Origin of the sequence: Prevotella sp. P6B4, from assembly GCF_000619985.1 — a bacterium.
Classification (GTDB): domain Bacteria; phylum Bacteroidota; class Bacteroidia; order Bacteroidales; family Bacteroidaceae; genus Prevotella.
Genome location: NZ_JHVE01000005.1, coordinates 60,139 through 86,740, shown reverse-complemented (window position 1 = coordinate 86,740; position 26,602 = coordinate 60,139). Strand labels below are relative to the sequence as shown.

At 45.8% G+C, this 26,602-nt stretch carries 28 protein-coding genes, 1 tRNA gene and 1 riboswitch; of the genes, 17 read left to right on the top strand and 12 right to left on the bottom strand.

The window, feature by feature from the left end; genetic code table 11:
• Positions 1-45: 45 nt before the first annotated feature.
• The 3 genes from rpsI to pnp all read right to left on the bottom strand — a co-directional run bounded on the left by rpsI (position 46) and on the right by pnp (position 3,577).
• Positions 46-432 (bottom strand): 30S ribosomal protein S9, encoded by a 387-nt coding sequence (gene rpsI / locus T491_RS0104830; RefSeq protein ID WP_013063558.1) that lies wholly within the window; start codon positions 430-432, stop codon positions 46-48.
• A gap of 9 nt (positions 433-441) precedes the next feature.
• Entirely contained in the window at positions 442-903 is a 462-nt protein-coding gene (gene rplM, locus T491_RS0104825) for a 50S ribosomal protein L13 (protein ID WP_028902884.1), read from the bottom strand.
• 331 nt (positions 904-1,234) lie between these two features.
• Positions 1,235-3,577 carry a polyribonucleotide nucleotidyltransferase gene (gene pnp, locus T491_RS0104820; protein WP_028902883.1) on the bottom strand — a complete coding sequence of 781 codons (2,343 nt, stop codon included), beginning with the start codon at positions 3,575-3,577 and terminating at the stop codon, positions 1,235-1,237.
• Between the two features lie 167 nt (positions 3,578-3,744).
• Here pnp and T491_RS0104815 point away from each other — a divergent pair, with 167 nt between their 5' ends.
• Complete coding sequence (locus tag T491_RS0104815; protein WP_028902882.1) at positions 3,745-4,899, top strand: TlpA disulfide reductase family protein; 1,155 nt, start codon at positions 3,745-3,747, stop codon at positions 4,897-4,899.
• Between the two features lie 76 nt (positions 4,900-4,975).
• Here T491_RS0104815 and T491_RS0104810 read toward each other — a convergent pair whose 3' ends face one another.
• Positions 4,976-5,269, bottom strand: coding sequence for a DUF4491 family protein (locus T491_RS0104810; protein WP_028902881.1), 294 nt, complete (start codon positions 5,267-5,269; stop codon positions 4,976-4,978).
• 10 nt (positions 5,270-5,279) lie between these two features.
• Complete coding sequence (locus tag T491_RS0104805) at positions 5,280-6,128, bottom strand: alpha/beta hydrolase (RefSeq protein ID WP_028902880.1); 849 nt, start codon at positions 6,126-6,128, stop codon at positions 5,280-5,282.
• Positions 6,129-6,223: 95 nt separating this feature from the next.
• Here T491_RS0104805 and T491_RS0104800 point away from each other — a divergent pair, with 95 nt between their 5' ends.
• From T491_RS0104800 to T491_RS0104745, 12 genes are all read left to right on the top strand, one after another.
• Entirely contained in the window at positions 6,224-7,675 is a 1,452-nt protein-coding gene (locus T491_RS0104800; protein ID WP_028902879.1) for a sialate O-acetylesterase, read from the top strand.
• Positions 7,676-7,680: 5 nt separating this feature from the next.
• Positions 7,681-8,214, top strand: coding sequence for an NUDIX domain-containing protein (locus tag T491_RS0104795; protein ID WP_028902878.1), 534 nt, complete (start codon positions 7,681-7,683; stop codon positions 8,212-8,214).
• An 86-nt stretch (positions 8,215-8,300) separates the two neighbouring features.
• Positions 8,301-10,679, top strand: a complete 2,379-nt coding sequence (gene topA, locus T491_RS0104790; RefSeq protein WP_028902877.1) for a type I DNA topoisomerase — start codon at positions 8,301-8,303, stop codon at positions 10,677-10,679.
• Positions 10,676-11,203 (top strand): shikimate kinase, encoded by a 528-nt coding sequence (locus T491_RS0104785; RefSeq protein ID WP_028902876.1) that lies wholly within the window; start codon positions 10,676-10,678, stop codon positions 11,201-11,203. The genes topA and T491_RS0104785 overlap by 4 nt, the downstream gene beginning before the upstream one ends.
• Entirely contained in the window at positions 11,200-13,092 is a 1,893-nt protein-coding gene (gene speA / locus T491_RS0104780; RefSeq protein WP_028902875.1) for a biosynthetic arginine decarboxylase, read from the top strand. The genes T491_RS0104785 and speA overlap by 4 nt, the downstream gene beginning before the upstream one ends.
• An 8-nt stretch (positions 13,093-13,100) precedes the next feature.
• Positions 13,101-14,366, top strand: coding sequence for a phosphatidylserine decarboxylase (locus tag T491_RS0104775; RefSeq protein WP_028902874.1), 1,266 nt, complete (start codon positions 13,101-13,103; stop codon positions 14,364-14,366).
• 25 nt (positions 14,367-14,391) lie between these two features.
• Complete coding sequence (locus T491_RS0104770; protein ID WP_197018798.1) at positions 14,392-16,818, top strand: SpoIIE family protein phosphatase; 2,427 nt, start codon at positions 14,392-14,394, stop codon at positions 16,816-16,818.
• On the top strand, positions 16,815-17,117 hold the full coding sequence (locus tag T491_RS0104765; protein WP_028902872.1) for an STAS domain-containing protein: 303 nt from the start codon (positions 16,815-16,817) through the stop codon (positions 17,115-17,117). The genes T491_RS0104770 and T491_RS0104765 overlap by 4 nt, the downstream gene beginning before the upstream one ends.
• Positions 17,117-18,163, top strand: coding sequence for a GTP pyrophosphokinase family protein (locus tag T491_RS0104760; protein ID WP_036915306.1), 1,047 nt, complete (start codon positions 17,117-17,119; stop codon positions 18,161-18,163). Before T491_RS0104765 ends, T491_RS0104760 begins: the two co-directional genes overlap by 1 nt.
• A gap of 17 nt (positions 18,164-18,180) precedes the next feature.
• Positions 18,181-18,954: an acetylglutamate kinase gene (gene argB / locus T491_RS0104755; RefSeq protein ID WP_028902870.1), complete on the top strand. Its 774-nt coding sequence runs from the start codon at positions 18,181-18,183 to the stop codon at positions 18,952-18,954.
• A 59-nt stretch (positions 18,955-19,013) separates the two neighbouring features.
• Complete coding sequence (locus T491_RS0104750) at positions 19,014-19,532, top strand: RNA polymerase sigma factor (protein ID WP_028902869.1); 519 nt, start codon at positions 19,014-19,016, stop codon at positions 19,530-19,532.
• Entirely contained in the window at positions 19,522-19,995 is a 474-nt protein-coding gene (locus T491_RS0104745) for a hypothetical protein (protein WP_028902868.1), read from the top strand. The genes T491_RS0104750 and T491_RS0104745 overlap by 11 nt, the downstream gene beginning before the upstream one ends.
• 173 nt (positions 19,996-20,168) lie before the next feature.
• Here the strand turns inward: T491_RS0104745 and T491_RS0104740 are convergent, their stop codons facing one another.
• The gene (locus T491_RS0104740; protein ID WP_028902867.1) at positions 20,169-20,927 is read right to left on the bottom strand and encodes a CPBP family intramembrane glutamic endopeptidase; all 759 of its coding nucleotides are present in this window, start codon (positions 20,925-20,927) and stop codon (positions 20,169-20,171) included.
• Positions 20,924-21,865, bottom strand: a complete 942-nt coding sequence (ribF, locus tag T491_RS0104735; RefSeq protein ID WP_028902866.1) for a riboflavin biosynthesis protein RibF — start codon at positions 21,863-21,865, stop codon at positions 20,924-20,926. The genes T491_RS0104740 and ribF overlap by 4 nt, the downstream gene beginning before the upstream one ends.
• A gap of 133 nt (positions 21,866-21,998) precedes the next feature.
• Between ribF and T491_RS0104730 the strand changes: the two genes are divergently transcribed.
• Positions 21,999-22,072, top strand: a tRNA-Ile gene (locus T491_RS0104730).
• A gap of 150 nt (positions 22,073-22,222) precedes the next feature.
• On the opposite strand, the gene T491_RS18170 is transcribed toward T491_RS0104730, so the two are convergent.
• The 5 genes from T491_RS18170 to T491_RS0104700 all read right to left on the bottom strand — a co-directional run bounded on the left by T491_RS18170 (position 22,223) and on the right by T491_RS0104700 (position 24,028).
• A complete protein-coding gene (locus tag T491_RS18170) occupies positions 22,223-22,354 on the bottom strand; it encodes a hypothetical protein (RefSeq protein ID WP_255327028.1) in 132 nt (43 codons plus the stop codon).
• A gap of 55 nt (positions 22,355-22,409) precedes the next feature.
• Complete coding sequence (locus T491_RS0104720) at positions 22,410-22,880, bottom strand: DUF559 domain-containing protein (protein ID WP_028902865.1); 471 nt, start codon at positions 22,878-22,880, stop codon at positions 22,410-22,412.
• A gap of 439 nt (positions 22,881-23,319) precedes the next feature.
• The gene (locus tag T491_RS15695; RefSeq protein ID WP_091860488.1) at positions 23,320-23,541 is read right to left on the bottom strand and encodes a DUF1896 family protein; all 222 of its coding nucleotides are present in this window, start codon (positions 23,539-23,541) and stop codon (positions 23,320-23,322) included.
• Positions 23,542-23,551: 10 nt separating this feature from the next.
• Complete coding sequence (locus tag T491_RS0104705) at positions 23,552-23,788, bottom strand: hypothetical protein (protein WP_155950038.1); 237 nt, start codon at positions 23,786-23,788, stop codon at positions 23,552-23,554.
• A 24-nt stretch (positions 23,789-23,812) separates the two neighbouring features.
• Positions 23,813-24,028, bottom strand: a complete 216-nt coding sequence (locus tag T491_RS0104700) for a hypothetical protein (protein ID WP_028902862.1) — start codon at positions 24,026-24,028, stop codon at positions 23,813-23,815.
• Between the two features lie 124 nt (positions 24,029-24,152).
• Positions 24,153-24,266: riboswitch (SAM-I-IV-variant riboswitch) on the top strand.
• On the opposite strand from T491_RS0104700, the gene T491_RS0104695 reads away from it, so the two are divergent.
• The 3 genes from T491_RS0104695 (at position 24,265) to T491_RS0104685 (ending at position 26,601) form a co-directional block, all read left to right on the top strand.
• A complete protein-coding gene (locus T491_RS0104695) occupies positions 24,265-24,522 on the top strand; it encodes a hypothetical protein (RefSeq protein ID WP_028902861.1) in 258 nt (85 codons plus the stop codon). It overlaps the preceding riboswitch by 2 nt.
• A gap of 149 nt (positions 24,523-24,671) precedes the next feature.
• Positions 24,672-26,147, top strand: a complete 1,476-nt coding sequence (locus T491_RS0104690; RefSeq protein WP_028902860.1) for a leucine-rich repeat domain-containing protein — start codon at positions 24,672-24,674, stop codon at positions 26,145-26,147.
• A 229-nt stretch (positions 26,148-26,376) separates the two neighbouring features.
• A complete protein-coding gene (locus tag T491_RS0104685; protein ID WP_028902859.1) occupies positions 26,377-26,601 on the top strand; it encodes a helix-turn-helix transcriptional regulator in 225 nt (74 codons plus the stop codon).
• Position 26,602 lies beyond the last annotated feature (1 nt).

The following is a 26,602-nucleotide window of genomic DNA, read 5'->3' as shown; positions in this document are numbered from 1 at the left end:
CCAGCGGGTTTAGATACTAAACTCTTCGCTAAGTTCTTCGGCGGATTAACGCTTACTGAACTGGAAGCGACGACGTGCCTTTGGACGACCTGGCTTCTTACGCTCAACCTCACGGCTATCACGTGTCATGAAACCTGCATCCTTCAGCTTCTTCTTATCCTCTTCGTTGATCTTCACGAGGGCGCGGGCAATTGCGAGACGCAGAGCCTGGCTCTGACCTGTGAAACCACCTCCGTCGAGGTTAGCCTTGATGTCATACTTCTCAGCTACTTCGAGCAGAGCGAGTGGCTGCTTAACCACGTACTGCAGGATAGCTGATGGGAAATATACCTCTAAATCCTTCTTGTTGATCGTAATCTTACCAGTACCCTCTGTTACGTATACGCGGGCTACAGAGCTCTTACGACGACCTATTGCGTTAATTACTTCCATCTTTCCTTATTATTTATACTGGTTAATATCAATAGTCTTTGGCTGCTGAGCGGCATGTGGATGCTCGGTACCCTCATAGATGAAGAGGTTGTTCAGCAGGCTGCGGCCCAGAGGACCCTTTGGCAGCATACCCTTAACGGCGTGACGCAGCATCTTGTCTACACCACCGTCCTTCTTGCGAAGCTCAGCAGGAGTATTGAAGCGCTGACCACCAGGATAACCTGTGTAGCGGGTATAAACCTTATCGGTCTCTTTCTTACCAGTGAAAACTACCTTATCGGCATTGATAAGGATTACATTGTCACCACAGTCAACGTGTGGAGTGAAAGTTGGCTTGTACTTTCCGCGGATCAGCTTAGCTACCTTTGAAGCGAGACGACCAACTACCTGGTCTGTGGCATCGATTACCACCCACTCCTTCTTTGCTGTTTCCTTGTTTACAGAAAGTGTCTTGTAACTCAAAGTGTTCATTTTAAATTTACTACTAAAAAACAGTTTAACTTATAATTAAATATGTACGCGCATAAACTCACTCCCAGGGTCTAACTCCCGGTTGTCAGTCTAACGTCGCACCCCCTCGGGTTAATTCCCTGACGGGGATCATTGAAACGCTGATTCACGAACCGCCATGCCCGGCCAAAGACACCGCTATTCACACAACATTTCACGGGGATTCTAAGCCTCTCCCCTAAATCGGTGTGCAAAGGTACTAACTATTTTTATTATATAAGGTACGCGCAAAAGAAAAAAGCGTCAAATTTAGAGAAATTTAACGCTTTTCTTTATTTTTAAGATTTCTTTCTTAGAAATCCATGTTATCTAACGAGTCGCTGAAGTCCTTTGGCTGTTCCTCTTTTGGAGCCTCAGCCTGCTGCTGCTCAGGACGTGGGCGGCGCTCTCCATGACGCTCTCCGTTGCGACGATCGCCACGGTCCGGACGACGGTCACGACGCTCGCCATTGCGCTCTGGGCGCTCACGACGCTCACCACGGGCAGGACGCTCAACATAATCGGCAGGCTTCTCAATCAGTACACGATGAGAGAGCTTGTACTTACCTGTCTTAGGATCAATCTCCAGGAGCTTAACCTGAATGTGGTCGCCCTCCTTGATACCAGCCTCTTCAACGGTCTCAAGGCGCTTCCAGTCGATCTCGCTGATGTGCAGCAGACCGTCCTTACCAGGCATAATCTCCACGAAGCATCCGTAAGGCATGATAGAACGAACCACACCGTCGTAAACCTCGCCTACCTCAGGAATAGCTACGATAGCTTTAATCTTACCGATAGCAGCATCGATGCTCTCCTTGTTAGGAGCTGATACCTGAACCTTACCTACACCATCAACCTCGTCGATAGTGATAGTAGCGCCAGTATCCTCCTGCATCTGCTGGATAATCTTACCACCAGGGCCAATCACAGCGCCAATGAACTCCTTAGGAATCTCCATCTGAACGATGCGAGGAACCTGAGGCTTCATCTCTGCACGTGGCTCAGCGATAGTATCGGTGAGGCACTTCAGAATGTGCTCACGACCAGCCTTAGCCTGCATCAGAGCCTTCTCAAGAATGTCGAAGCTCAAACCATCGCACTTGATATCCATCTGAGTGGCGGTCAGACCATCCTTTGTACCAGTGGTCTTGAAGTCCATATCACCCAGGTGGTCCTCGTCGCCGAGGATATCGCTCAATACCGCGTACTTATCTTCTCCAGGATTCTTAATCAGACCCATGGCGATACCCGAAACAGGCTTCTTCATAGGAACACCAGCGTCCATCAGGGCGAGAGTACCGGCACATACAGTAGCCATTGAAGAAGAACCGTTAGACTCGAGGATCTGACTTACCAGACGAACGGTGTAAGGGAAGTCCTCAGGAATCTGACCCTTCAGTCCACGCCATGCCAGGTGTCCGTGACCGATCTCACGACGGCCTACGCCACGCTGAGCCTTAGCCTCACCAGTACAGAATGGAGGGAAGTTATAGTGAAGCAGGAAGCGCTGGTAGCTCTTGTCGAGCACATCGTCAACCATCTTCTCATCGAGCTTGGTACCCAGTGTACAGGTAGAAAGCGACTGTGTCTCACCACGAGTGAAGATTGAGCTTCCGTGAGGCATGGGCAGAGGTGAAACCTCGCACCAGATAGGACGGATCTCATCAGTCTTACGACCATCGAGACGGATACCCTCGTCGAGGATACAACGGCGCATAGCGTCGCGCTCCACGTCGTGGTAGTAACGATCCATCATAGCATACTTCTCTTCGAGCTCGTCCTCAGTCAGGTCGGCATGCTCAGCAGCATACTTCTCCTTGAAGTCAGCAAGAATCTTCTCGAAAGCCTCGGCACGTGCCTGCTTCTCAAGAGCCTGCTTGGTAACATCGTAAGCGGGCTGGTACAGCTCTTTGTTCATACGCTCACGCAGCTCCTCATCGTTCACCTCGTGGTCGTACTCACGCTTCACATCCTTACCAAGTTCCTTTGAGAGTTCAGCCTGAAGCTCACACATAGGCTTGATAGCAGCCATAGCAGCCTTCAGAGCGCCGATCATATCCTGTTCTGACACCTCTTTCATCTCTCCCTCAACCATCATGATATTCTCTGCCGAGGCACCAACCATGATATCCATATCGGCCTCCTTCATCTGCTCGAAGGTTGGATCGATAACATACTCACCGTTGATACGGGCTACACGAACCTCACTGATAGGGCACTCGAAAGGAATGTCAGAGCATGCCAGAGCGGCTGAGGCAGCAAAACCTGCCAAAGCATCGGGCTGGTCAACGCCATCAGCTGAAAGCAGCATCACATTCACAAACACCTCAGCGTGATAGTTCGAAGGAAAGAGCGGGCGGAGCACACGGTCCACCAGTCTTGATGTCAGGATTTCGTTGTCGCTGGCTTTGCCTTCGCGCTTGGTAAATCCGCCGGGGAAACGACCGGCTGCACTGTACTGTTCACGATAATCTACCTGCAAAGGCATAAAATCTGTTCCGGGAACTGCATCTTTTGCGGCACAAACAGTGGCGAGCAATACGGTGTTGTTCATACGCAGAACAACAGAGCCGTCGGTCTGTTTTGCCACTTTCCCGGTTTCAATGGTGATGGTACGTCCATCAGCCAATTGAAGGGTTTTTGTAATTACGTTCATCTTGTTTAAAAACATCTAATATATAAAAAACAGCCGCAAAGTTACACATAATTATATTAATAAACGAGAAAACGCCATATTTTTTTTAATTTTTCACTATTCACTATTCACTATTCACCAAAAAAGTTATATCTTTGCACCCACAAAGCGAAATTCTAATTAAAAAGATGAAACATATTTGTAAAGCAGCAGCCGTAGCATTGGCTGCATTATCAATTGCCTCGTGCAATAAGAATCAGTTCACCGTAGAGGGACAGATTGCTGGTGCAAAGGATTCTGTGCTCTACTTCGAGAATGTAGGTCTGGAGGGCATCAACGTGCTCGACTCTGTAAAGTTAAGCGAAGCTGGCGATTTCTCATTCAGCCAGGATGCCACTACAGTTCCTGAGTTCTATCGTCTTCGTATTGCCGACCAGATTATCAACGTGAGCATCGACTCTACAGAGACCGTACAGGTAAAAGGCCAGTACCCGGAAATGGCATCTAACTATACCATCAGTGGCTCAGACAACTGCGAGAAGATCCGCGAGCTAGCTCTGAAGCAGATGGACCTGCAGTCTAAGGCCATTGCCCTGCAGAGCAACACAGAGTTAGGCATCGTTAAAGCCAACGATAGCATCCAGACACTCATTGAGGCCTATAAGAACGAGGTAAAGCGCGACTACATCTATAAGGAGCCCTATAAGGCTTATGCCTACTTTGCCTTATTCCAGGCCATCGGCAACTATCTGATTTTCAATCCTCGTACCAACAAGGAAGATATCAAGGCATTTGCCGCCGTTGCTACCAGCTGGGACACCTACTATCCACATGCCGAGCGCGGACAGAATCTGCACAACATTGCCATCGAAGGCATGAAGAACCAGCGCATTGTTGAGGCCAAGAATGCCGACATAACCATCGATGCCAGCAAGGTTCAGCAGGCCGGCGTTCTCGACATCCAGTTGCTCGACAACAAAGGTCAGATGCGCAGCCTCACCAATCTAAAGGGCCAGGTTGTTCTGCTCGACTTCCACATCTTCGCTATGGAAAACTCTCCCGCCCGCATCATCCAGTTGCGCGAGCTCTATAACAAATATCACGCACAGGGCCTTGAGATTTTCCAGGTAAGCCTCGACTCTGACGAGCACTTCTGGAAGCAACAGACAGCAGCTCTGCCTTGGATCAACGTTCGCGACGAGGAAGGCGTCAATTCATCTCGTCTCGTCATGTACAACATTCAGGCTGTACCCGACTTCTTCATTATCGACCGCGGCAACAACCTGGTTAAGCGCGCTGCACAGATTGCCGACCTCGAAACAGAAATCAAGAATCTACTGTAAAAGTTGTATTTTTGATTTATTTTGCAAAGCACTTAGAGAACAATTGCGCTCTAAGTGCTTTGCATTTGAAAACCAGTTAGAGTTTTTTATACCTCTTAGGATTCTTGGGAAACCAGCCTTTCTCTACACGCTTCTTTTGTGCAAACAGCTCGCCAATGCCCCACAAGGCTGAAGCACCGAATACGCCGACTATCGACGAAATGATAGCATTCTCAATGAATAGCGCACCAGCAATGCAGGCCAGGCCTACGATAAGGTAGATAATCCAAGGGCGGGTACCCCAGTAATATTCGGTTTTAATAACAATCGGATGCCAGATGCCTATAGCCAGAAATGTACTGGCCGCTATAATAATACCTGTAAAATACATACGCTATAACTCAGAAACTTTTCAACCAGCTCTTCAACTCAAACACCATCTGGTAATGATACTCAAATGTCTCACGATATCCCCAGCCATGACCGCCCGTGGGATAGATATGGATAGAAGCAGGTACATCGTGCTTATATAGCTGCTGATAGTAGTTAAAGCCATTAGCAGCAGGCACAGCCTTGTCATCATCGCTCAACGCCAGAAAAGCACGTGGTGTAGTACGGTTCACCTGCAGATCATTACTATAATCAAACTCTAACTGCTTATACGCCTTCTGTCCTTTTTTATCCTCAGGCATTGTCCCTAAGAAATTATCATGCGATCCCTTATGGGTAAAACCTAAATCCATAGTAATAACCGGATAGAAAAGAATCTGGAAATTGGGTGCAGCCTCATCTTTAGCATGGGTGGCAATGGTAGAAGCCAGGTGACCACCTGCCGAGAACCCCATAATGCCCACATCATCAGGATTAATACGCCACTCTGCCGCATGACGTCGTACAGTCTTAATAGCCTCCTCAGCATCAGAGATGGGCACCAGACGGTTACCATGAGGCATACGATATTTAACTACAATAAGAGCGATACCCTGCATATTGAAGAAAGGCGCCCACTGATGCCCCTCATGGTCCATAGCCAGATGCTGATACCCACCACCAGGGCAGCATACCACAGCACGACCTGTTGCCTTCTTAGCATCGGGCAGATAAACAGTCAGCTCTGCCTGATCGTTCTCGTCAGTGCTCACTACTTCAGGACCATCAGGCCACAATTTCATTTTTGTACCTTTCTGTGCATAAGTTGTGGCCGAAAAAACCAACAATAAGACAGAAATCATCGTTCTTAGACTTTTCATTGCTTTAAATATGTTAATCGACGGTGCAAAGGTAATGATTTTATTTTTATTTTTGTATCTTTGCCCACAGAAACTTGAAACTTTACATTAAAAAAATGAAGAAAATTCTAACAATCGTCACACTCGTAGTGTTATCACTCGGCACCCAAGCCAAGGTAAAGTTGCCCCATCTGATTGGCGACAACATGGTATTACAACAACAAACAGACGCCCGTCTCTGGGGATGGGCGAAACCTGGCCAGACGGTGAAAGTAACCACTTCGTGGAGTAACGAGACAACCACCGCAAAAGCCGACAAACAGGGAAATTGGCTGGTAAAAGTCAAAACCCCAAAAGCCAGCTACACCCCACTAACCATCACTTTTGACGACGGCGAGAAGGTAACTATCAACAACGTATTAAGCGGTGAGGTTTGGGTATGTGCAGGACAATCAAACATGGAGATGCCCGTAAAAGGATTCTGGATGTGCCCTGTAAAAGATTATAACCAAGTAGTAATTGACTCCAAGAACCATGAGGGCGTACGCTCAGTCAAGATTCCCAGCGTCATGTCAGCCAAACCACAGAACGACGCCCAGTGCGAATGGCGCATTTGCTCTCCCAAGACCGTTGGCGACTTCTCTGCAACAGGTTATTTCTTCGCACGCACCATGCATCAGGCACTCGACATCCCCATCGGACTCATCGAGGCCAACAAAGGAGGTTCACGTGTAGAAAGTTGGCTCACCAAGGAGAATCTGGAGAAGTACACCAACGACCCAACCGACTCTGTTGAGATCAGCAAGAAGTGGGCACAATACGACTATCTCCGTTCACTGCTATGGGGCAACGGAACTTTTAATCCCATATTGAAATTTACTGTCAAAGGTATTCTGTATTACCAAGGCTGCTCCAACGTAGGCGATCCTGGCAACCAGTACTCTGAGCGCTTGAAGTTGTTGGTAGAACAGTGGCGCAGTCAGTTTGGACTGGGCGAGATTCCATTTTACTTCGTACAGATCGCCCCCTACCGCTACGACGATGACAACAACGCCATCAGTGGTGCTCTATTGCGTGAGCAACAGTTCAAAGCCCAGAAGCTGATACCCAACAGTTCGCTGGTATGTATCAACGATCTGGTTTATCCCTACGAGTTCAGTCAGATACATCCTACCCAGAAACAACAAGTAGGCGAACGATTAGCTTACACCGCCTTGAATCGCGACTACGGATTTGAAGGAATTCTTTATCAGAGTTCAAGCTATAAGGACATGAACATTCAGGGTGATGCCATATATATCCACTTGGACAACAACTATCACACCGATGCCCCATTCGAAGATATACAGGGTTTTGAGATTGCTGGCGAAGACAAAGTATTCTATCCCGCTACAGCCCAGCACATCTGGCAGCCAGGCGGAGGCTATTGGGACGAAGCCATCAAGATTTCCTCGCCCCAAGTCAAAAAGCCTGTTGCCGTACGCTATTGTTTTAAAAATTTCCAGATTGGCAACGTCAAGAACGGCGCCAATCTGCCATTATTCCCATTCAGAACCGATAATTGGTGAAAATTATGAGCGAGCATCCACTTGAGCAATTCCACTTCTGTCCGAGATGCGGCAGTCAGAACTTTGAAATTCATAATGCCCTGAGTCGTCACTGTACACAATGCGGCTTCACATTCTATCAAAACCCACGCGCCTCGACAGCAGCCTTTATCCTAAACGCCAAAGGCGAATTGCTGGTAGCCAAACGGGCCAAAGATCCTGCCAAGGGAACTCTGGACCTACCAGGCGGTTTTGTCGACAACGATGAAAACGCAGAAGAAGGCATGGTAAGAGAAATCAAAGAAGAAACAGGACTCATCATCAACCCGGAGAATGTAAAGTATCAATTCTCCATCCCCAATGTTTACCGCTATTCTGGCATGGACATACATACACTTGACTTATTCTTCATCTGTCACGTAGAAGACGACTCTCTACTGAGGGCTGACGATGATGCTGCCGACCTGCAATGGGTTCCACTCAGAGAGGTCTATGTAGAACGTTTCGGATTACGTTCCATACGTCAGGCTGTACACCGTTTCTTGACTCAGAATTGTTAATAAAAACAAAAAATGCTATATTAATAAGGTGGTAGAGAGTTTTTTGCTTACTTTTGCAGCCCAAAAGAAATATAACGAGTCAGAATATGCAAAAGAACTTAGTGATAGTGGAGTCGCCTGCAAAGGCTAAGACCATCGAGAAATTCTTAGGAAAGGACTTCAAGGTGATGTCGAGCTACGGACACATCCGCGATTTAAAGAAAAAGGAAATCAGCATCGACGAAAAAACGTTGGAGCCTGAATATGAGATTCCAGACGAGAAAAAGAAACTGGTTGATGAACTCAGAGATAAATCAAGCAAAGCTCAGACCGTATGGTTGGCATCCGATGAGGACCGCGAGGGAGAAGCTATCTCTTGGCACTTGTGTGAAGTGCTGGGATTAGACGAGCAGAACACTAACCGTATCGTATTCCACGAAATCACAGAATCTGCCATTCTGGATGCCATCGAGCATCCTCGCCATATCAACATGGATTTGGTTAACGCCCAGCAGGCCCGTCGCGTACTGGACCGTTTGGTAGGTTTTAAACTCTCGCCCGTATTGTGGCGCAAAGTGAAGCCAGCCCTTTCAGCAGGACGCGTACAGAGTGTTGCTGTCAGACTGATTGTAGAGCGTGAACGCGAGATTCAGAATTTCAAGAGCGAACCTTTCTATAGCGTCAGCGGTGTATTTGCCGTTGCCAACCCTGATGGATCTGCATCAGAGGTTAAAGCGATGCTTAGCAAACGGTTTAAGACAGAAGAAGAGGTCATGGAGTTCCTGGAAAAGTGCAAGACAGCCACCTTTACAGTTGATGCCATCACCAAGAAGCCTATGAAGCGCATGCCCGCTCCCCCATTTACCACATCAACATTGCAACAGGAAGCTGCACGTAAACTTGGTTTTTCTGTCAGCCAGACCATGATGGTAGCTCAGCACTTGTACGAAAGCGGACGCATCACCTACATGCGTACTGACTCTGTAAACCTGTCGGAGCTATGTCTGAACGCCAGCAAAAAAGAGATTGTAAACCTGTATGGTGAGAACTATAGCAAGTTACGCAAATACCACACCAGTTCAAAGGGTGCACAAGAGGCCCATGAGGCCATCCGTCCTTCATATATGGACAAGAATGCCATAGAAGGAACAGCACAGGAAAAACGCCTATATGAGCTTATCTGGAAGCGCACTATTGCCAGCCAGATGGCTGATGCTGAAATCGAGAAAACCACTATTACCATCAAAAGCGATGATATAGAAGAGGTATTTACCGCTCAGGGCGAGGTAGTGAAGTTCGATGGATTCATCAAAGTATATCGTGAATCTATCGACGACGACGAACAGAACGAAGACTACAGCCACACCCTGCCTGCCATGAAGAAAGGTCAGGAGTTGGTGCGTCGTGAGATTATAACCACTGAGCGCTTCAGTGCTGGTCCACAGCGCTACACTGAAGCTAGTCTGGTACACAAGATGGAAGAGCTTGGTATTGGTCGTCCATCAACCTATGCACCAACTATCTCTACCATTCAGCAGCGTGAGTATGTGATGCGAGGCGATAAAAAAGGTGAGGAGCGTTCATACTCCATATACCAGTTGAAAGGAAAGCAGATTACCCAGAAAACCCGCAAGGAGTGGGCTGGTTCCGACAGAGGCAAACTGATTCCCACAGATATTGGTACTGTAGTAAACGACTTCCTGATGGAGAACTTCAGTGAAATCATGGACTACAACTTCACCGCAAAGGTGGAGCAGGATTTCGATAAGATAGCCGAAGGCGACGAAAAATGGACCGACATGATGAAATCGTTCTACAAGAGTTTTGAGCCTACTGTAGAAGAGACCATGAACAGTCGCCAGAAATTTAAAGCCGGCGAGCGTGTATTGGGTAATGATCCTAAAAGCGGACGTCCCGTATTTGTAAAGATTGGCCGCTTCGGACCCGTAGTACAGATTGGCTCATCAGAAGACAAGGAGAAACCGCAGTTTGCCCAGTTACCCAAAGAACTGAGCATGGAGACCATCACCCTCGAAGAAGCAATGGAGCTATTTAAGTTGCCACGAGAGTTAGGTGATTTCGAGGGTTCGACAGTTATTATCGGAGCTGGCCGTTTCGGTCCCTACGTGAAGCATGAAAACATGTTTGCATCACTTCCTAAGGATACCGACCCAATGGCCATCACACTGGATGAAGCCATCACACTGATTCAGGAAAAGCGCAGACAAGAAGCCGCCAAGCACCTCAAATTCTTCCTGGAAGATCCCAAGTTGGAGGTCATGAACGGACTCTATGGTCCTTATCTATCGTATGACGGACAAAACTACCGTCTACCTAAGAGTCTTCACGAGAAAGCAAAGGACCTGACCTACGACGAGTGCATGAAACTCATCGAGGAGGCGCGAGAACTTGAAAAAGACAAGGAGAAGAAAGGCGTCAAAAAGACAACGAAGAGGACAACAAGAAAGACAACGAAGAAGGCATGAAGCGTATAATCCTGATAGGCTACATGGGAGCCGGAAAGACCACTGTCGGCAAGGCACTCTCGAAAGAGTTGGGTATCACCTTCTACGATCTTGACTGGTATATAGAAAGCCGAATGCACAAGAGTGTGGCACAGATCTTTGCAGAAAAAGGGGAAGAAGGTTTCCGTAAGATGGAACACAGCATGCTGCACGAGGTAGCCGAATTTGAGGATGTGATTATCAGCTGTGGTGGAGGCACCCCTTGCTTTTTTGACAACATGGAATATCTGAACCAACAAGGTCAGACCGTGTATCTGAAAGCCGATCCAGAAGTACTGTACAACCACTTACTGATGGGTAAGGTTGAACGCCCACTTATCAAGGGTAAAACCCCTGAAGAGCTGATAGCCTATATTCGAGAACAACTGGATAAGCGCGAGCCCTATTATACAAAGGCAAAATATACGCTCGACGTCAGCCTAATGGACAATTATGAGAAAATAAAAATCAGCGTGGCAAAAATAAAAGAATTATTGGGATTATGAAGAAATGGACAATTGAGGACTCGAAAGAGCTTTACAACATCAATGGTTGGGGCACTTCTTATTTTGGCATCAACGACAAAGGCGATGTCTACGTCACTCCGTGTAAGAACAATACGCAGATAGACCTGCGCGAAGTGATGGACGAACTGGCACTACGCGATGTGACGCCACCAGTTCTGCTACGCTTCCCAGATATTCTCGACAATCGAATTGAAAAGACCTGGAGCTGTTTTAAAAGGGCTTCAGAAGAATATGACTATAAAGGCGAGAATTATGTGGTTTATCCTATCAAGGTAAATCAGATGCAACCAGTCGTTGAGGAGATTATCTCGCATGGCCGCAAGTTCAACCTTGGCCTTGAGGCCGGTTCAAAGCCTGAGCTACACGCTGTGATTGCCATGCAATGTCAAAGCGACTCGATTATTGTCTGCAACGGCTATAAGGACCAGAGTTACATCGAGTTGGCACTGCTGGCACAGAAGATGGGCAAGCAGATATTCATAGTTGTAGAGAAGATGAACGAGCTGGAAATTATTGCTCGCGAAGCAAAGAAGATGAACATCCGTCCCAATATCGGCATCCGTATCAAGCTGGCCTCATCAGGCTCAGGAAAATGGGAAGAGAGTGGTGGCGACGCCAGCAAATTTGGTCTGACAAGTGCAGAACTGCTGGAAGCACTGGACTTCCTGGACAAGAAGGGACTGAATGACTGCCTACGTTTGATCCATTTCCATATCGGCTCACAAATCACCAAAATCCGTCGCATCCAAACAGCCCTACGCGAGGCATCACAGTTCTATATCCAACTCCACAAGATGGGTTACAACGTTGACTTTGTAGATTGCGGAGGAGGTCTTGGAGTTGACTACGACGGGACCCGTTCACCATCGAGTGAGAGCTCGGTGAACTACTCTATCCAAGAGTATGTTAATGACTGTATCTATACTTTTGTTGAGGCAGCCAACAAGAACGATCTGCCACATCCCAATATCATCACCGAAAGCGGGCGCTCATTAGCTGCGCACCATTCAGTATTGATCATCGATGTACTAGAGACAGCTTCTCTGCCAGAGATGCCAGAAGAGTTTGAACCCGACGAGAACTCACATCAGTTGGTAAAGGACCTCTATGAAATCTGGGACAACCTGAGCCCACGTAATGTTCTTGAGGATTGGCACGATGCTGAACAGATTCGTGAAGAAGTGCTCGATTTGTTCTCGCATGGTATCGTCGATCTGAAAACGCGCGCAGAAGTAGAAGCAATGTATTGGAGTGTTTGTCATGAGATCCATGCTTTAGCCAAGAGTCTGAAGCACATTCCAGAGGAACTGATGAAGATTGACAAGCTTTTGGCCGACAAGTACTTCTGCAACTTCTCATTGTTCCAGAGTCTCAGCGACTCATGGGCTATTGACCAAGTATTCCCCATCATGCCCATCCAGCGATTAGACGAGCGTCCAACACGCAACGCTACCATTCAGGACATCACCTGCGATAGCGACGGCAAGATAGCCAACTTCACCACCAACCGCCATAACACCCACTCGCTGCCCGTTCATGCATTGAAAAAGAACGAGCCTTACTATTTAGGTGTGTTCCTGGTAGGAGCATATCAGGAAATCTTAGGCGACATGCACAATTTGTTTGGCGATACTAATGCCGTACATATCTCTGAAAAAGACGGCAGCTATCACATCGACCAGATTATCGATGGTGAGACGGTAGAAGAGGTTCTCGAATATGTACAGTACAACCCCAAAAAGCTGGTTCGTCAGTTAGAGGTATGGGTAGCCAAGAGTGTTAAGCAGGGTAAGATCAGTCTCGACGAGGGAAAAGAGTTCCTCTCGAACTACCGTTCTGGACTCTACGGATATACCTATCTTGAGTAATAGCGCCTATGAAGAAACTTAATCTTTGGTTGTTGCTAACCATCTTGCTATGCAGCATGCAGTTCTCTGCATGTAGCAACGATGATGACCCTGTCATACCGCCAGGGCATCAACATACAGAGGCAACGAAAGCCCTCATCAAGATATGCAATGAGAATGACGAGATTAAGTCGCTACTGGAACACGCCATCGCTCAGGCTGCCGAAATCAATCCTGACCGTCAATACAACCCAGCCCAATCACTCAATGAGTTCTACGATTTCATTGACTGGAATGTACATCAGTTGCCTTGGAACGTGATGATTCATCAAGCTCCCAACGATTACGGGAGGGGACTCTACGGTCGTACCGACCAAGGCATTGGCTACTTCTGGTTCATCGTCGATCAACCTCTCGACGAACTTCGTAATCGCGGTTTTTTCTATCCCACAGTAGAGTTTGTTGAACCGTTTGCCTCATGGCTTTCTATCTACAGCAATACCTGGGGGGAATTCCTGTCGACAGAAGACAGTTGGAACGACACCTATTATAATATGGTAAAGGATGACCCAGATTGGGGACTCACAGAAGGTTGGTACGGCGAAGGCAACCAATGGCGTACATTCAATGAATTCTTTGCTCGTAAGTTAGCCTCACCCGCCATGCGACCAATTGCCGACACAGAGGTTGTGTGTCCAGTTGATTCTTGGCCCAAACTTACTTGGCAGATTGACGATAATAACCAGTTGCAATATCCTGATAGTTTACAGATTAAAACAGCTAAGATTTCTGACATAGCCCAACTGATAGGCAACGACTCGCAGTACAAGAACGCCTTCGCAGGCGGTACACTTACTCACACATTCCTCGATGTTAACTGCTACCATCGTTATCACGCACCCGTTGATGGTGTACTCAAGGAGCTAAGAACGATACCAGGCGTATCGGCTGGAGGCGGTTATACACTTTGGGACAATAATTCCAAACTCTACTACTACGTAAACGACATAGGCTTTCAGATGGTAGAGACGCGAGCCTGCGCAATCATCGAGACAGAGCAATACGGGCTGGTGGCTATGATGCCTGTGGGTATGTCGCAGATATGTAGTGTTAACTGGCTTCCTTCACTACAAGTAGGTCAGCAACTCAAAAAAGGCGATGAAATGGGATTCTTCCAATTCGGAGGCTCTGATGTCGTCATGATTTTCCAAAAGGGCATCGATGTCAATATTGTGCACAATGAAAACCTGACACTAATGGGTGAACCTTATGCCAAATTGCAACGAAACGAGTAACTAAAAACAATAATGTATGGAGCATGTGAAAGCCAGATTATCAAAAATTCTGAACCAGTCGGTAGCAGCGCGTACCACATGCCTTGTGCTTGTAGTCATCACCGTCATCCTGCTCACGGCAGGCTTATGGCAGATGAACTATGTACGCAACATCGTCATCACAGAAGTGAACCGCCAGGCAGGTCGTTCTATGACTGGTGCCATCAAGGTGATTGACAACCGTCTGTCAAATGTTGAGACAGCTGTCAACACAGCAGCATCCTACGCTCACATGTTTGCGCCTCATGAAACACTATGCCGCCCTCTGATGGAACGACTCATTGAGGCCAATGAGGACATAGCAGCAGTAACATTGCTTTATGAGGCTAATTACTTTGAACATAATGACCGCTATTTTGCACCAACCATTTATCGAACAGCCAAAGATACCTTTGAAGAAGATGAGATAGGCGGCCCGGAAAACGACTTCTGCTATCTGGAAACAGATAGTAACTGGATTTATACCAACAAACTCGACAAGGGTTATTGGTGCCTGCCTTATATCGACTCCATGTCGACCAAACGTGCTATGGTTACCTATTCCGTACCACTTCACGACGAGACGGGGCATACTTACGCAGTACTATGTGCCGATGTTTCACTCGACTGGGTACAGAATCTGGTAGACAAAGCCAAGCCCTACGATTACTCCACCGTATTTGTTGTAGGGCGCGATTCACAGTATATCTGCCATCCGAATACAGATTGGGTCCAATCAATTAATGTGATTGATCAAGCACGACAGCAACACGATTCCACATTCCTTGAGATGACCAGAAAAATGCTGAGTTGGCAAGATGGAACAGATACGGTTGACATGTCAGGTCAGCTACAGAATGAGTCAAATAGGCAAGACTTTTCTTCCTCGATTGTCTATTACGCGCCCGTCGACCGCGTACAATGGTCTATTTGCTTCACACTACCTGAAGACAAGATTCTGGAAGGTCCCAACCGTTTGCGAACCTATATGCTTCTGCTACTGGCCATATTAGTAGTTGCGATATCCTTATCGCTTTACTATATCATCCGCTCACAGTTGTGGCCACTCAGCTTGTTATCAGAAAAAACGAAAGAGATCTCACGAGGTAACTTCGATGTAGAACTACCTGTATTCGATTCAAAAGACGAGATTAGTCATCTACGCGACTCTTTTGACGATATGCAGCATTCAATAGCCAAATACATTGCTCAACTACAGCAGACTACAGCCTCTAAGGCATCCATTGAAAGTGAGCTACGTGTGGCCAGTGACATCCAAATGTCGATGCTGCCCAAGATTTTCCCACCTTATCCTGATCGTAATGATATCGATATCTATGGCGAACTAACCCCTGCAAAATCTGTAGGTGGCGACTTGTTTGACTTTTATATCCGCGACGAGAAACTTTTCTTCTGCATAGGCGACGTCAGCGGCAAGGGTGTACCTGCCTCTCTGGTAATGGCTGTTACCCGTGCCCAGTTCCGTACCGTCTCTGCCCATGAGGCGGCACCTGACCGCATCATTACCACGATTAATGATGCCATGGCCGATGGCAACGACTCTAACATGTTTGTCACACTCCTTGTAGGTTCACTCGATTTGCCAACAGGCCGTATGCGATATTGTAATGCCGGCCACGATGCACCGTTACTCGTCAGTTTCGACCAAACGGCTCATGTAGAAACGTTACCATGCGATTCAAACATCCCCGTAGGTGTTATGCCCGATTGGCGATTCAGCGTCCAGGAGGTCATGATTAAGCCACAAACTACAATATTCCTGTTTACCGATGGACTAAGTGAAGCCGAAAACAATCGTCACGAGCTATTCGGCATGGATCGCATTCTCAATCAGGCGAATAGCATTCAGGCATCATATTGTTGTGCACCACATGCCGTCATAGATCAGATGAGACTGGCTGTACAGTCTTTTGTTGACGGCGCAGAACAAAGTGACGATTTAACCATGTTAGCAATACAATACACCAAAAAGCAACTCGACGTGCGTTATCAAAATCAGATCACTCTGCCTAACGATGTGCAGACAGTACCCCAGCTTAACGCTTTCGTAGATGAAGTCTGCGAGGCCGTTGGATTCGACATGAGTACGACGATGAAACTAAACCTCGCTATCGAAGAGGCAGTAGTCAACGTCATGAATTATGCCTACCCCGCTGGCGTGAAAGGCGATGTTTACATTGCCGCACAAGCAAACGATGAACGGTTGAAATTTGTCATCAGCGACAATGGTACCGCTTTCGACCCTACTGCCAAGAGCGAAGTAGACACTACACTCTCTGCAGAAGAACGAAGTATCGGTGGATTAGGCATCCACCTGATCCGACAGATTATGGATACAATTAACTATGAGCGTATTGACGGAAAGAACGTCCTGACGCTCCGCAAAAAATTTACCAATAAATTATCATTATGAAAACAACGTTTAAAGAAGAAGACAAGAACTTCGTCATGTATTTCGAAGGTCGTCTCGACACAGCAGCTTCAGCAAAAGTCGAAGAAGAAATGAAACCTCTCTACAACTGTGACGGTCATGATGTTATCCTCGACTGCACCAGCCTTGAGTATATCTCCTCAAGTGGTCTGCGCCTGTTCCTTGGCCTACTTAAAGCAGCAAAACCCAAAGGCAGCCATGTATTCCTCCGTGGTCTTAACGAAGATCTCCGTCAGGTGTTCGCAATGACGGGCTTCATCAACCTGTTCGAGTTTAAATAATGCGACTATCGCCTCATTGCGAAGCATTGCTGCAGGAGTTCCACAACCAGCGACCTGAATTGCAGCAACTTGAAAACAAGGTCTTTGAGTTGCTGCAAACGACGCTACGTCATCAGGGCATCGAGCTCAATAGCATAGAACACCGTGTGAAAACTGAGCAGTCGTTAGCAGGCAAACTGGAGCTAAAAGGCGAGAAATACCGCTCACTCAGCGACATTACCGATCTGGTTGGTCTACGTATCGTTACCTTCTACACCGACGATGTTGACAAGGTTGCCGCTATTGTCAGCCAGCTATTCGATATCGATTGGAGCAACTCAGTAGACAAACGCAAGCTACATCAGCTTACCAGTTTCGGCTATAACTCACTCCACTACATCTGCCGCCTGCACGAGGGGAGCATACCATTCGAGATTCAGATACGTACTGCCCTGCAACACACTTGGTCGGCTATAGAACACGACATAGGCTATAAAGGGGCAGTAAAACTGCCACCTGAGTATCGCCGCCAGTTCAGTCGTCTGGCAGGTATGCTCGAACTGGCCGACGATGAATTCAGTCGGCTACGCACCACCATGACGGAATATCGCCGCCAGATTCAGACGTTAGTCAAGTCAGGTAATCTGAACGAAGTAACGCTCTCTACCGACTCGTTCCGCAGCTATCTGGATCTACGCCCCTTTGATCGACTCAATCAACGCATTGCAGCCGTCAATCAAGCAGAGCTATTCCCAGCCTCACTCATGCCTTTTCTCCCTGTTCTTGAGCATTTCGGCATGGAGTCGCTTGGCGAGGTTCAGGCTATGGTCGATGAACTCAGCGATACAGCTTATCAGTTAGCGCTGTCGCAATTGGCTATAACCGATCTCGACATCCTGTCAGAAAGCGTGGGTCTGCAGAACCTCTGCATCGTATGGACGCTTAAACACGGTGGCAATCGCGAGGAAGTTAAACTTATCTACGACACCATCTATGGTGCCAATGACTCTAATGCGTATCTGGCTGATGGCATCATACATCAGTATACTGCCATTGGACAGTCGTAAACATTATAGAATAGAACATGAAACAGAAACTCACAATCGTCAAAGTTGGCGGGGCCATTGTTGAAGACGAAGCCCAGCTCAACCAGTTACTAAAAGATTTCAGCGCCATCGAAGGGCGTAAAGTACTGATCCATGGCGGTGGACGCCGAGCTACTCAGGTAGCTGCCAGTCTGGGCATCGAGTCAAAAATGGTTGGTGGACGCCGCATCACAGATGCTGAAATGCTTAACGTAGTAACGATGGTTTATGGCGGATTGGTCAACAAAAACCTCGTGGCACGCTTGCAAGCCAATGGTGTAAATGCCCTTGGCCTGACGGGAGCTGACATCAATGTGATACGCAGTCATAAACGTCCCATCAAAGACGGTATCGACTTTGGTTTTGTAGGCGATGTAGACAAGGCCGACGGCGAGATGCTGAACAAGCTCATCGAGACAGGCATTACGCCTGTTATGGCACCGCTGACTCACGATGGGCAAGGACACATCCTGAACACCAATGCCGACACAATCGCCAGCGAGACGGCCAAGGCATTAGCCCCATATTACGATGTCACCCTGATCTTCAGCTTCGAGAAGAAAGGCGTGCTTAGTAATCCCGATGACGACAACTCTGTGATACCAACTATCACACGTGCCGCCTTCGAGAAGTATAAGACCGACGGTACCATCAGTGGCGGTATGTTGCCTAAGATTGAAAATGCGCTTAGCGCTATCGATGCAGGTGTTAATCGTGTGATTATCACCCTCGCTACAGCCATTGATGGAACAAGCGGCACAACAATTTTATAAATTTTTCCGTTTTACTTGTAACTTTTGCCCCAGGTTAATCGTCATATAAAAAGAAGAGGATGAAAAAGATCAGTTTTCAAAACGACATCTTGCCGCTGAAGAACGAGCTTTACAGGCTTGCCCTCCGCATCACCCTCAACCCTGCAGAGGCAGAGGATGTAGTACAAGACACGATGATTAAGGTCTGGAACCGCAGAGAGCAATGGGAGAACATCGAATCAATAGAATCCTTTTGTCTTACTATCTGCCGCAATCTGTCGCTCGACAGAATGCGAAAGTTGGAAAACCAGAACCAAAGTCTGGAAGAAGGCGAGCATGATTCGCCTGACAGCAGCTACGCCTCCAACCCTGAGGAGCAGGCAATGCAGCGCGACCGCGTTGAGTTGATACGCCGCCTCATCAATGAGCTGCCAGAGAAACAGCGGAGCGTTATGCAACTACGCGACTTCGAAGGCAAGAGTTATAAAGAAATTGCGTCGATAATGGCCATCAGCGAAGAACAGGTGAAAGTCAACATCTTCCGAGCTCGACAAGCCATCCGACAGAAATATATAGAATCAGAGAAATATGGACTATAAGTACATCGAACAGTTATTGGAACGCTATTGGCAGTGTGAGACCACACTCCAAGAAGAGTCTATACTGCGCACATTCTTCAGTCAGGATGATGTTCCTGCCTGCCTGCAGCAGTACAAAGCGCTGTTTACTCTCCAGCAGGAGAAGGAGACACTGGGCGATGACTTTGACACCCGTATACTTGAGAAGGTGGGCATTGAGCAGCCTAAGGCAAAGATTATCACTTTTACCTCACGCCTCATGCCGTTATTCCGTGCTGCCGCAGTCGTAGCCATCATCCTGACCTTAGGCAATGCCGCTCAGGCACCTTGGGACCGTGGATGGGACGACCCCAAAGAGGCTTATGCCAAATTCCATCAGCAGCAGGTAACAGACTCCGTTAACTCACTTGGTACCATCCAGGCCGAGAACATCACCGACACGATTAAGGTTGGAAATACGGAGCGAACCACCCTCGTTGAATAAGATATTTTTTTCTATGCTTTCTTTATAATAAAAACAAGTAAAACAATTAGGAAGAAGAAGCTGTGAAGCTTCGTTCATTTCTCTCAAATTTTCAGGAAATACTAACGCTGAAGTTCAGGCTGCACTCCCACTACAATGGGGCTGCAGCCTTCTTCAATGCTATACGCTTGGGGTTACTTTTTCATTCTGAGGTTAAGCTGATATATCGCCGGCAGCATTATCAGCAACGAAAATCCTACAGACAACAATACACTTGAGCCGAACATATCTTCGAGCGTAGGATCACCCGTACCGTATAATGCTATCGATATGTTGTACATCACATAGGCTACCGAATTGTTAGCCCAGTGATACACCACCCCAGGTATGATACTATCTGTGCGATAGTACATCCAGCCCAGCAACATACCTATCAAGAATGCATGCGGCATCTGTGCAGGATTTACGTGAGTTAGAGCAAACAGCAGAGCAGATATGGCAATAGCCACCCAATGATTATGATGCCAGCGCAACAAACTGCGCAATATAGCTCCACGAAAAACCAGTTCCTCTACCAATGGTGCAAGCAGCCCTATCACTACATATCCTAAGCGATTGCCCATTATGCTCTCCAAACCCTTTTCGGCTACATTTGGCAACTCAGGCAGCATCTCCTGCAACCATATCGATGGCGTGAGTGCACCTAACGATGCCACCACAGTCCACAGCAGTACCGTCCAAGGACGAGTGCGCAGCCAATGCGGACTAACCTCCGCCCACTTATATATTATAAACAATGCAAACGCCAATATGCTGGACAGGATGCTACCTGTGATGAGACTCACCGATCCTATCGGATCAAGTCCTATCAGCTTAAACACCCCCATCACTATGCCTCCCATCACAAACTGTATTGAGGCAAAAATTATCGTATAGATTATTGCATTCTTCATTTTGTCTGGTTTAATATCTGTTCTACTTGCTTTTTGTCTTCTTCCAACTGTTTGACCAGCGCCTCAGGCGAATCGAAACGGCGCTCCTCGCGCAGCCGGGCCACAAAATCAATGGTCACCGTCTGCCCGTAGATATCACCCTCGAAATTAAAAATATTCACCTCAAGGGTGGTATGGTGTCCTTTAAAAGTAGGTCTGGTACCAATATTCATCATAGCAGCCTTCTTCGGAGCGTCACCAATACTGGCCCATACGGCATAAACCCCTGATGCAGGAATCAGTTTATGAGGATTTCCCGGTTCCAGATTTGCCGTTGGGAATCCAAGTGTACTGCCGATATGCTCACCCGGCATCACCGTTCCCGACAGCTGATAGTAGCGCCCCATACAGGCTGGCATCTGCTCTACTTTACCCTCTGTCAGCAGTTGCCTGATCACAGAAGAACTGACAGCACAGCTACCATCAGTCATCATCTCGGCATCGCCTCGTAGCACCTCCATGCCTAATTCACGACCATACACTACATAGTCATCGAATCCCTCTGTGCGATTCTTGCCGAAACGGTTGTCATAGCCCGTTACCAATGTTGTCACGTTGAGCTTCTCACGCAATACCTGCTGCATGAACTCCTGAGCCGTCAGGGAGGCCAACGCACGTGTAAAAGGCAGCACCACCAGATAATCAACATCCAACTGACTGACATACGCACGCTTCTCGTCGAGTGTCGATAAAACCTGCGGCTGATACGTAGCATCAAACACCTCGCGTGGCTGGCGATCAAAGGTAATCACCATCGAAGCTGTACCTTTCCGCCTGGCTTCGGCCATCATCAGCGTAATCAAGTGCTGATGACCGCGATGCACGCCATCGAACACACCGATGGTAGCAGTGCATTCACAAGGTATCTGAATGCTATCTATATCGTTTATTATCTTCATAATTGGCCGCAAAGTTACTCAAAAATCCCCAATTTAGCTTTACAAATCAATGATTTTTAGTTATTTCCTCTTAAAAATTTGGATATTTAAAGAAATTCACGTACCTTTGCAACCGCTTTTTAGGCAAAGCATCGGACTTGTAGCTCAGTTGGTTAGAGCAACAGACTCATAATCTGGAGGTCCCTGGTTCAAGCCCAGGCTGGTCCACCCCTGAAAATCAGAGAGTTACGAGAATTTCGTGACTCTCTTTTTCTTTCATGGTGACCTTCAGGTGACCTTTTCAAGTCCAAACTGGGTCGTTTCAGCATTCTGAAATGAATGAAAATTTCGTGAATTCTCATGAAATATTAATCACAATTAAATATGCTGACCATGATCATGGAACCAGGCATTGTCAAGCCATGATTTATCCTTTTTGTTCCTACGAGACTTCTTTTTATGCTTTGGCTTCTTATCATGATCATCAAAGAGCGCGACAATAATCATCATTAAAATAATAAATGTCATAAGTTTATTTTTTATTTGTTACTAATTCTTTCAACCATTATTCGCATTCATCATCAATTATTATCCAGTGTTTAATCTCATCGTCTATCATTTTACGTAATTCATCGATAAAAGCATTTACCGATGCGGTTCTATTATTTATCTTATCCATTCCCTCCACCAGCCTTTCCCAAAAAGACACATTGATATAGGTATCGCAATTATTAATACGGATAGTTACGAACCCATGTTTTGCAAAAACCTCATCGCGTAACATGTCTTTTTGTAAACGCCTACGATGGTATTCGCCATCAATTTCAACACAAATCTTCTCCTCTCTGAAGAATAAATCTGGGAAGAAAGCTGTCTTGCAATCCTTGAAAGCAATAGGAGGATTGCATTCCACCCTTGCTTTCATACTATCAGGCAGGAGTTTATATGCGGCCCGCTCACTCTTTGTTCGGCAGACTTTCTGTTTCTTTTCATGCATTTTATCGCATGCAGTCAAATTTCTGTATATACTTTCCATCGCTCAAAAACTAAAATTTATCCCCCACCCGCCACAGGGGGTAAAGGGCATCTAACCAAAATTTCGTTGCAGAAAGGACGAGGAAAGACAGGCTTTAGCGCAAGACTTTGATCGAAAATACTACCCGCAGGTGTGGAGATTTTCGAAGCAAACCACAGGCTTGGCCTTGCACATAAGACGGTCGCTCGTACCTTTGCATAGAAATTTAGGTCAGATGACATTTGCCCTGCATGAGTTGGAATCAACTCTCCCTTCTATCAAGTTCGATACAACCGTATCGCTAATATATAATAATGTATATATGGACATAGCAGTCCATTGCAGGCTACCCGCTATGGAACGCTATTTATTCGACTATCAAGGATATAGCCATCAAAAAAGAGTGCCATTCTTCATTAGAAAGACACTCTATAAAAATACCCAGGAATAACCTGCCCTACTATAAACCTGACATCAGTACTTCCATGGCCAGTTCCTCTGCCTGGAATACTTCAAGGCCACTAAGTCGGTTATTCTCATACTCTTGGCCAGCCAAATCGGCACGGTCATTGATAAATTCGGCATCATTGGCCCTTGGATCATCGTTATCAACAAGATACTTTTTCAGATAAAGCGCATAATAGTTGAAATCTACTTTTGCCATATAAACCTCCTTTTTCACGTGTTAATAATCAATCTAAGCCTTCTGTATGACTTCTCTCCTCTTCACGCAGAAGGTGGTTCAGATAGTTCCCTGAAGACTCTTCGTTCTCAGGAACTGCACGTCGAGCGCAGTACTCCTTGAAGTCACGTGTTTGCTCTTCGGACTGATGTGTTACATAATCCAAACCTGTGATTTTCTCATCATACAACATCCGAGCGAGTTCGCTTGGATTGTAAAATCTGTTTTCGAGTGTCATTTTTTCCATTGTTATAAAGCTTATGTTAATTAGTTACTTTGAATATCGAATGTCACGAGCTTCCCAACAAATCGTCAGAACATTGAGGTTGTAGCCCTTCTTCATACACGATAGTATCCCAGCGATCGCCCAGTATTGGTCTTCCTCCCTTTGCGAAAGCACCCAATCCCAAGCGTTCGTGCCGTTCTCTAACTTCGTCTGCTGAAGTAGCTGCTTCTGCTCTTCTGTGATGGTATGCTCTTTCTCCATGTTGCAAATATACAAAGAATTATGGAGATAGGTACAACAATTCTGTTAACGTTAACAAAATAATCAAAGATAATCATTTGACTATAAAATTTGGTCGTTTCAGAACATTTGCGTACCTTTGCACCCGAAGCATCAAGAGCAGTACCCGAAAGGGTGACTCGCCAACCGAGCTTTAGCTTAGCCACGGTGGTCAGTACGATGCGGAAGATTAGTATTCACTTCAAAAACAAAAAGTTATGCAACAGCACATTTATTACACAAAGTATGCCCTGCAATTCGCAGACATGCAAATTCCAGAGTTAGTTAATGAGTTCAACGCATTGGTGCAAAGCCGTGCATGGTCAAGTATGCGAGCCTATCACGACAAGGCACTTATTGATGAATTTAAGAATCGTGGCATCGATGTGTCCGCAATCAGCGACAGACACACCATCAATTTTGCTAAGCCAGTCAAGTATGATATTAATCGCAATCTGTTGATTGCTATAGACTAAATACCACACGGGACCTTGTCGTCTGCTCTTGACAGGCCCTGATTTTTACCATTTTTTGTGTAAAAACTATTAAATATTGACATTATTTACTCATATCTACTTTATTTTGATTATCTTTGTGTATTGAATAACCTAAAACAAAGACGAAGATGAACAATTTACAGTTGACAATAGTTTTAAAAGAAAAAGATACTCTGAGATATAAATTCCCACAGGAAGAATTCTATGAGCATGTATCACTTAAGTTAGCTGGTCAAATAGGAGAAGACGATATTCGTTTTTTAAATGGATATTCTTCAACAGAAGTCCTAAATGAAGATTATGGTGCCTTCGAATATTTACCCGATGTAGGACGATGGAGAACTATAGATTTAGATCTCTCAGAAGTATATCCAGAAAATTTTAATCTCAATGAACTGGATGAGATAAGAGGACTAAGGTCTATTATTCTACCAAATGATCTTAAATATGTCAACTGGTGGTATTTGAAGAGCGATACCAATACCACTACTTCGTCTTTAGTTGTTTCAGAAGGGTCGAAAATGATAAATCAAGAATCTTTCTGTAAATGGGAAATACTTAGTAATGTTAGTTTACCCAGTACATTGGAAAAGATTTCTCCAGACTCATTCGTCGGTTGCAACTCGTTAAAATCATTCAAATTCCCTAATGGATCTCAATATTTTGTGGTATGCGACGGTGTTCTTTTTTCATCAGATAAAAGGATTCTCATCGCATTCCCTCCTGCTTTGAAAATCGAAAAATATGAAATTCCAGAAGGAACAACTGTTATTGCAGAAAGAGCATTTAAGCATAATCCATATATTGAAGAAATTGTCATTCCCGCTTCGGTTGTACGAATTCAGGATTTTGCTTTTGAGAACTGTGCAAGTCTCGAGTGGATAGGAGTGCATTCAGAAAACCATTTCTATTATTCTCGCCATGGAATACTTTATGAGAAGGACGTCCCCGCAATAGATTCCGATTGCGACGGATATTCACATTCTCATTTGGACAAAATAATTTGTGTTCCAGCTGCATTAAATAAATCAGAATTGAATTTAGATAAAGTTCTTCTTGCCCCACGATGTTTTTCTGGTTGCCGCAACATCAAAAGCATAAGATATGAGCATTGTTTCTATAGAATAGATGGTGCTTTTAATGGTAATAATGACATCAAAGAGATCAGCTTTTGTTTGATACATGTGTTACCAATGTTTTATGAATGCCAGAAACTTAAGAAATTGAGTATTCGCGGATCATTTTCTGGAGAACTTGGCCATTCAATTCCTCGAACAAAGAACCTGCAAGAAATTAATTTAGAGGATAATGAGGACTATGTTACTGTTGATGGAGTTGTGTTTACAAGTGATGGGGATTTAATCTTCTATCCTCCTCAAAAAAAAGATAAGATATATGTAGTACCTGATATAATTAAAAGCATAACTCGGAATGTATTTGTGTATAACCCGTTTCTTCGCGAGGTTAAACTACCTCCTTTCTTCGATTTAGAGAAACTTAAGACAGATTGGTTCGTGGAAGAATCGTTTGAAGGTTCCTCGGAAATTGTATTAGAAACAGAGTGTAACACCACTATTCGGCTTTCAATAATATCAGGCAATTAGAAAAACAAATATAGGCGCATCCCGCCGAGGTTGGTTACAACAAGTTTGGTCGACTATTTGAAACCTCAAATGGGCCTCGTTGTCTGAGAAGATGGTGAGGCTTTATTGTTTTGACACGTATTTAGCGAGTAAATGAATATTTTTCATTAAATTTCTCAAATTATTACCCTTTTTAGCCTCTCATTTAGAATAAAGTTTGTATCTTTGTTGCGACAATATAAAAGAAGATATGGCTGCAAACAAAGATCTCAATCGCTTAAAAGTGATACTGGCAGAGAAAAAGAAATCCAACCTTTGGTTATCCAAAGAGTTGGGATGTTCGCCCACAACCGTATCCAAATGGTGTACTAATTCATCTCAACCTCCTTTGGAGATGCTGATGAAGATAACAAAATTGCTTGACGTAGACCTTAAGGATCTCGTCAGATTTGAAGAACTTGATAAAAATGAATAAG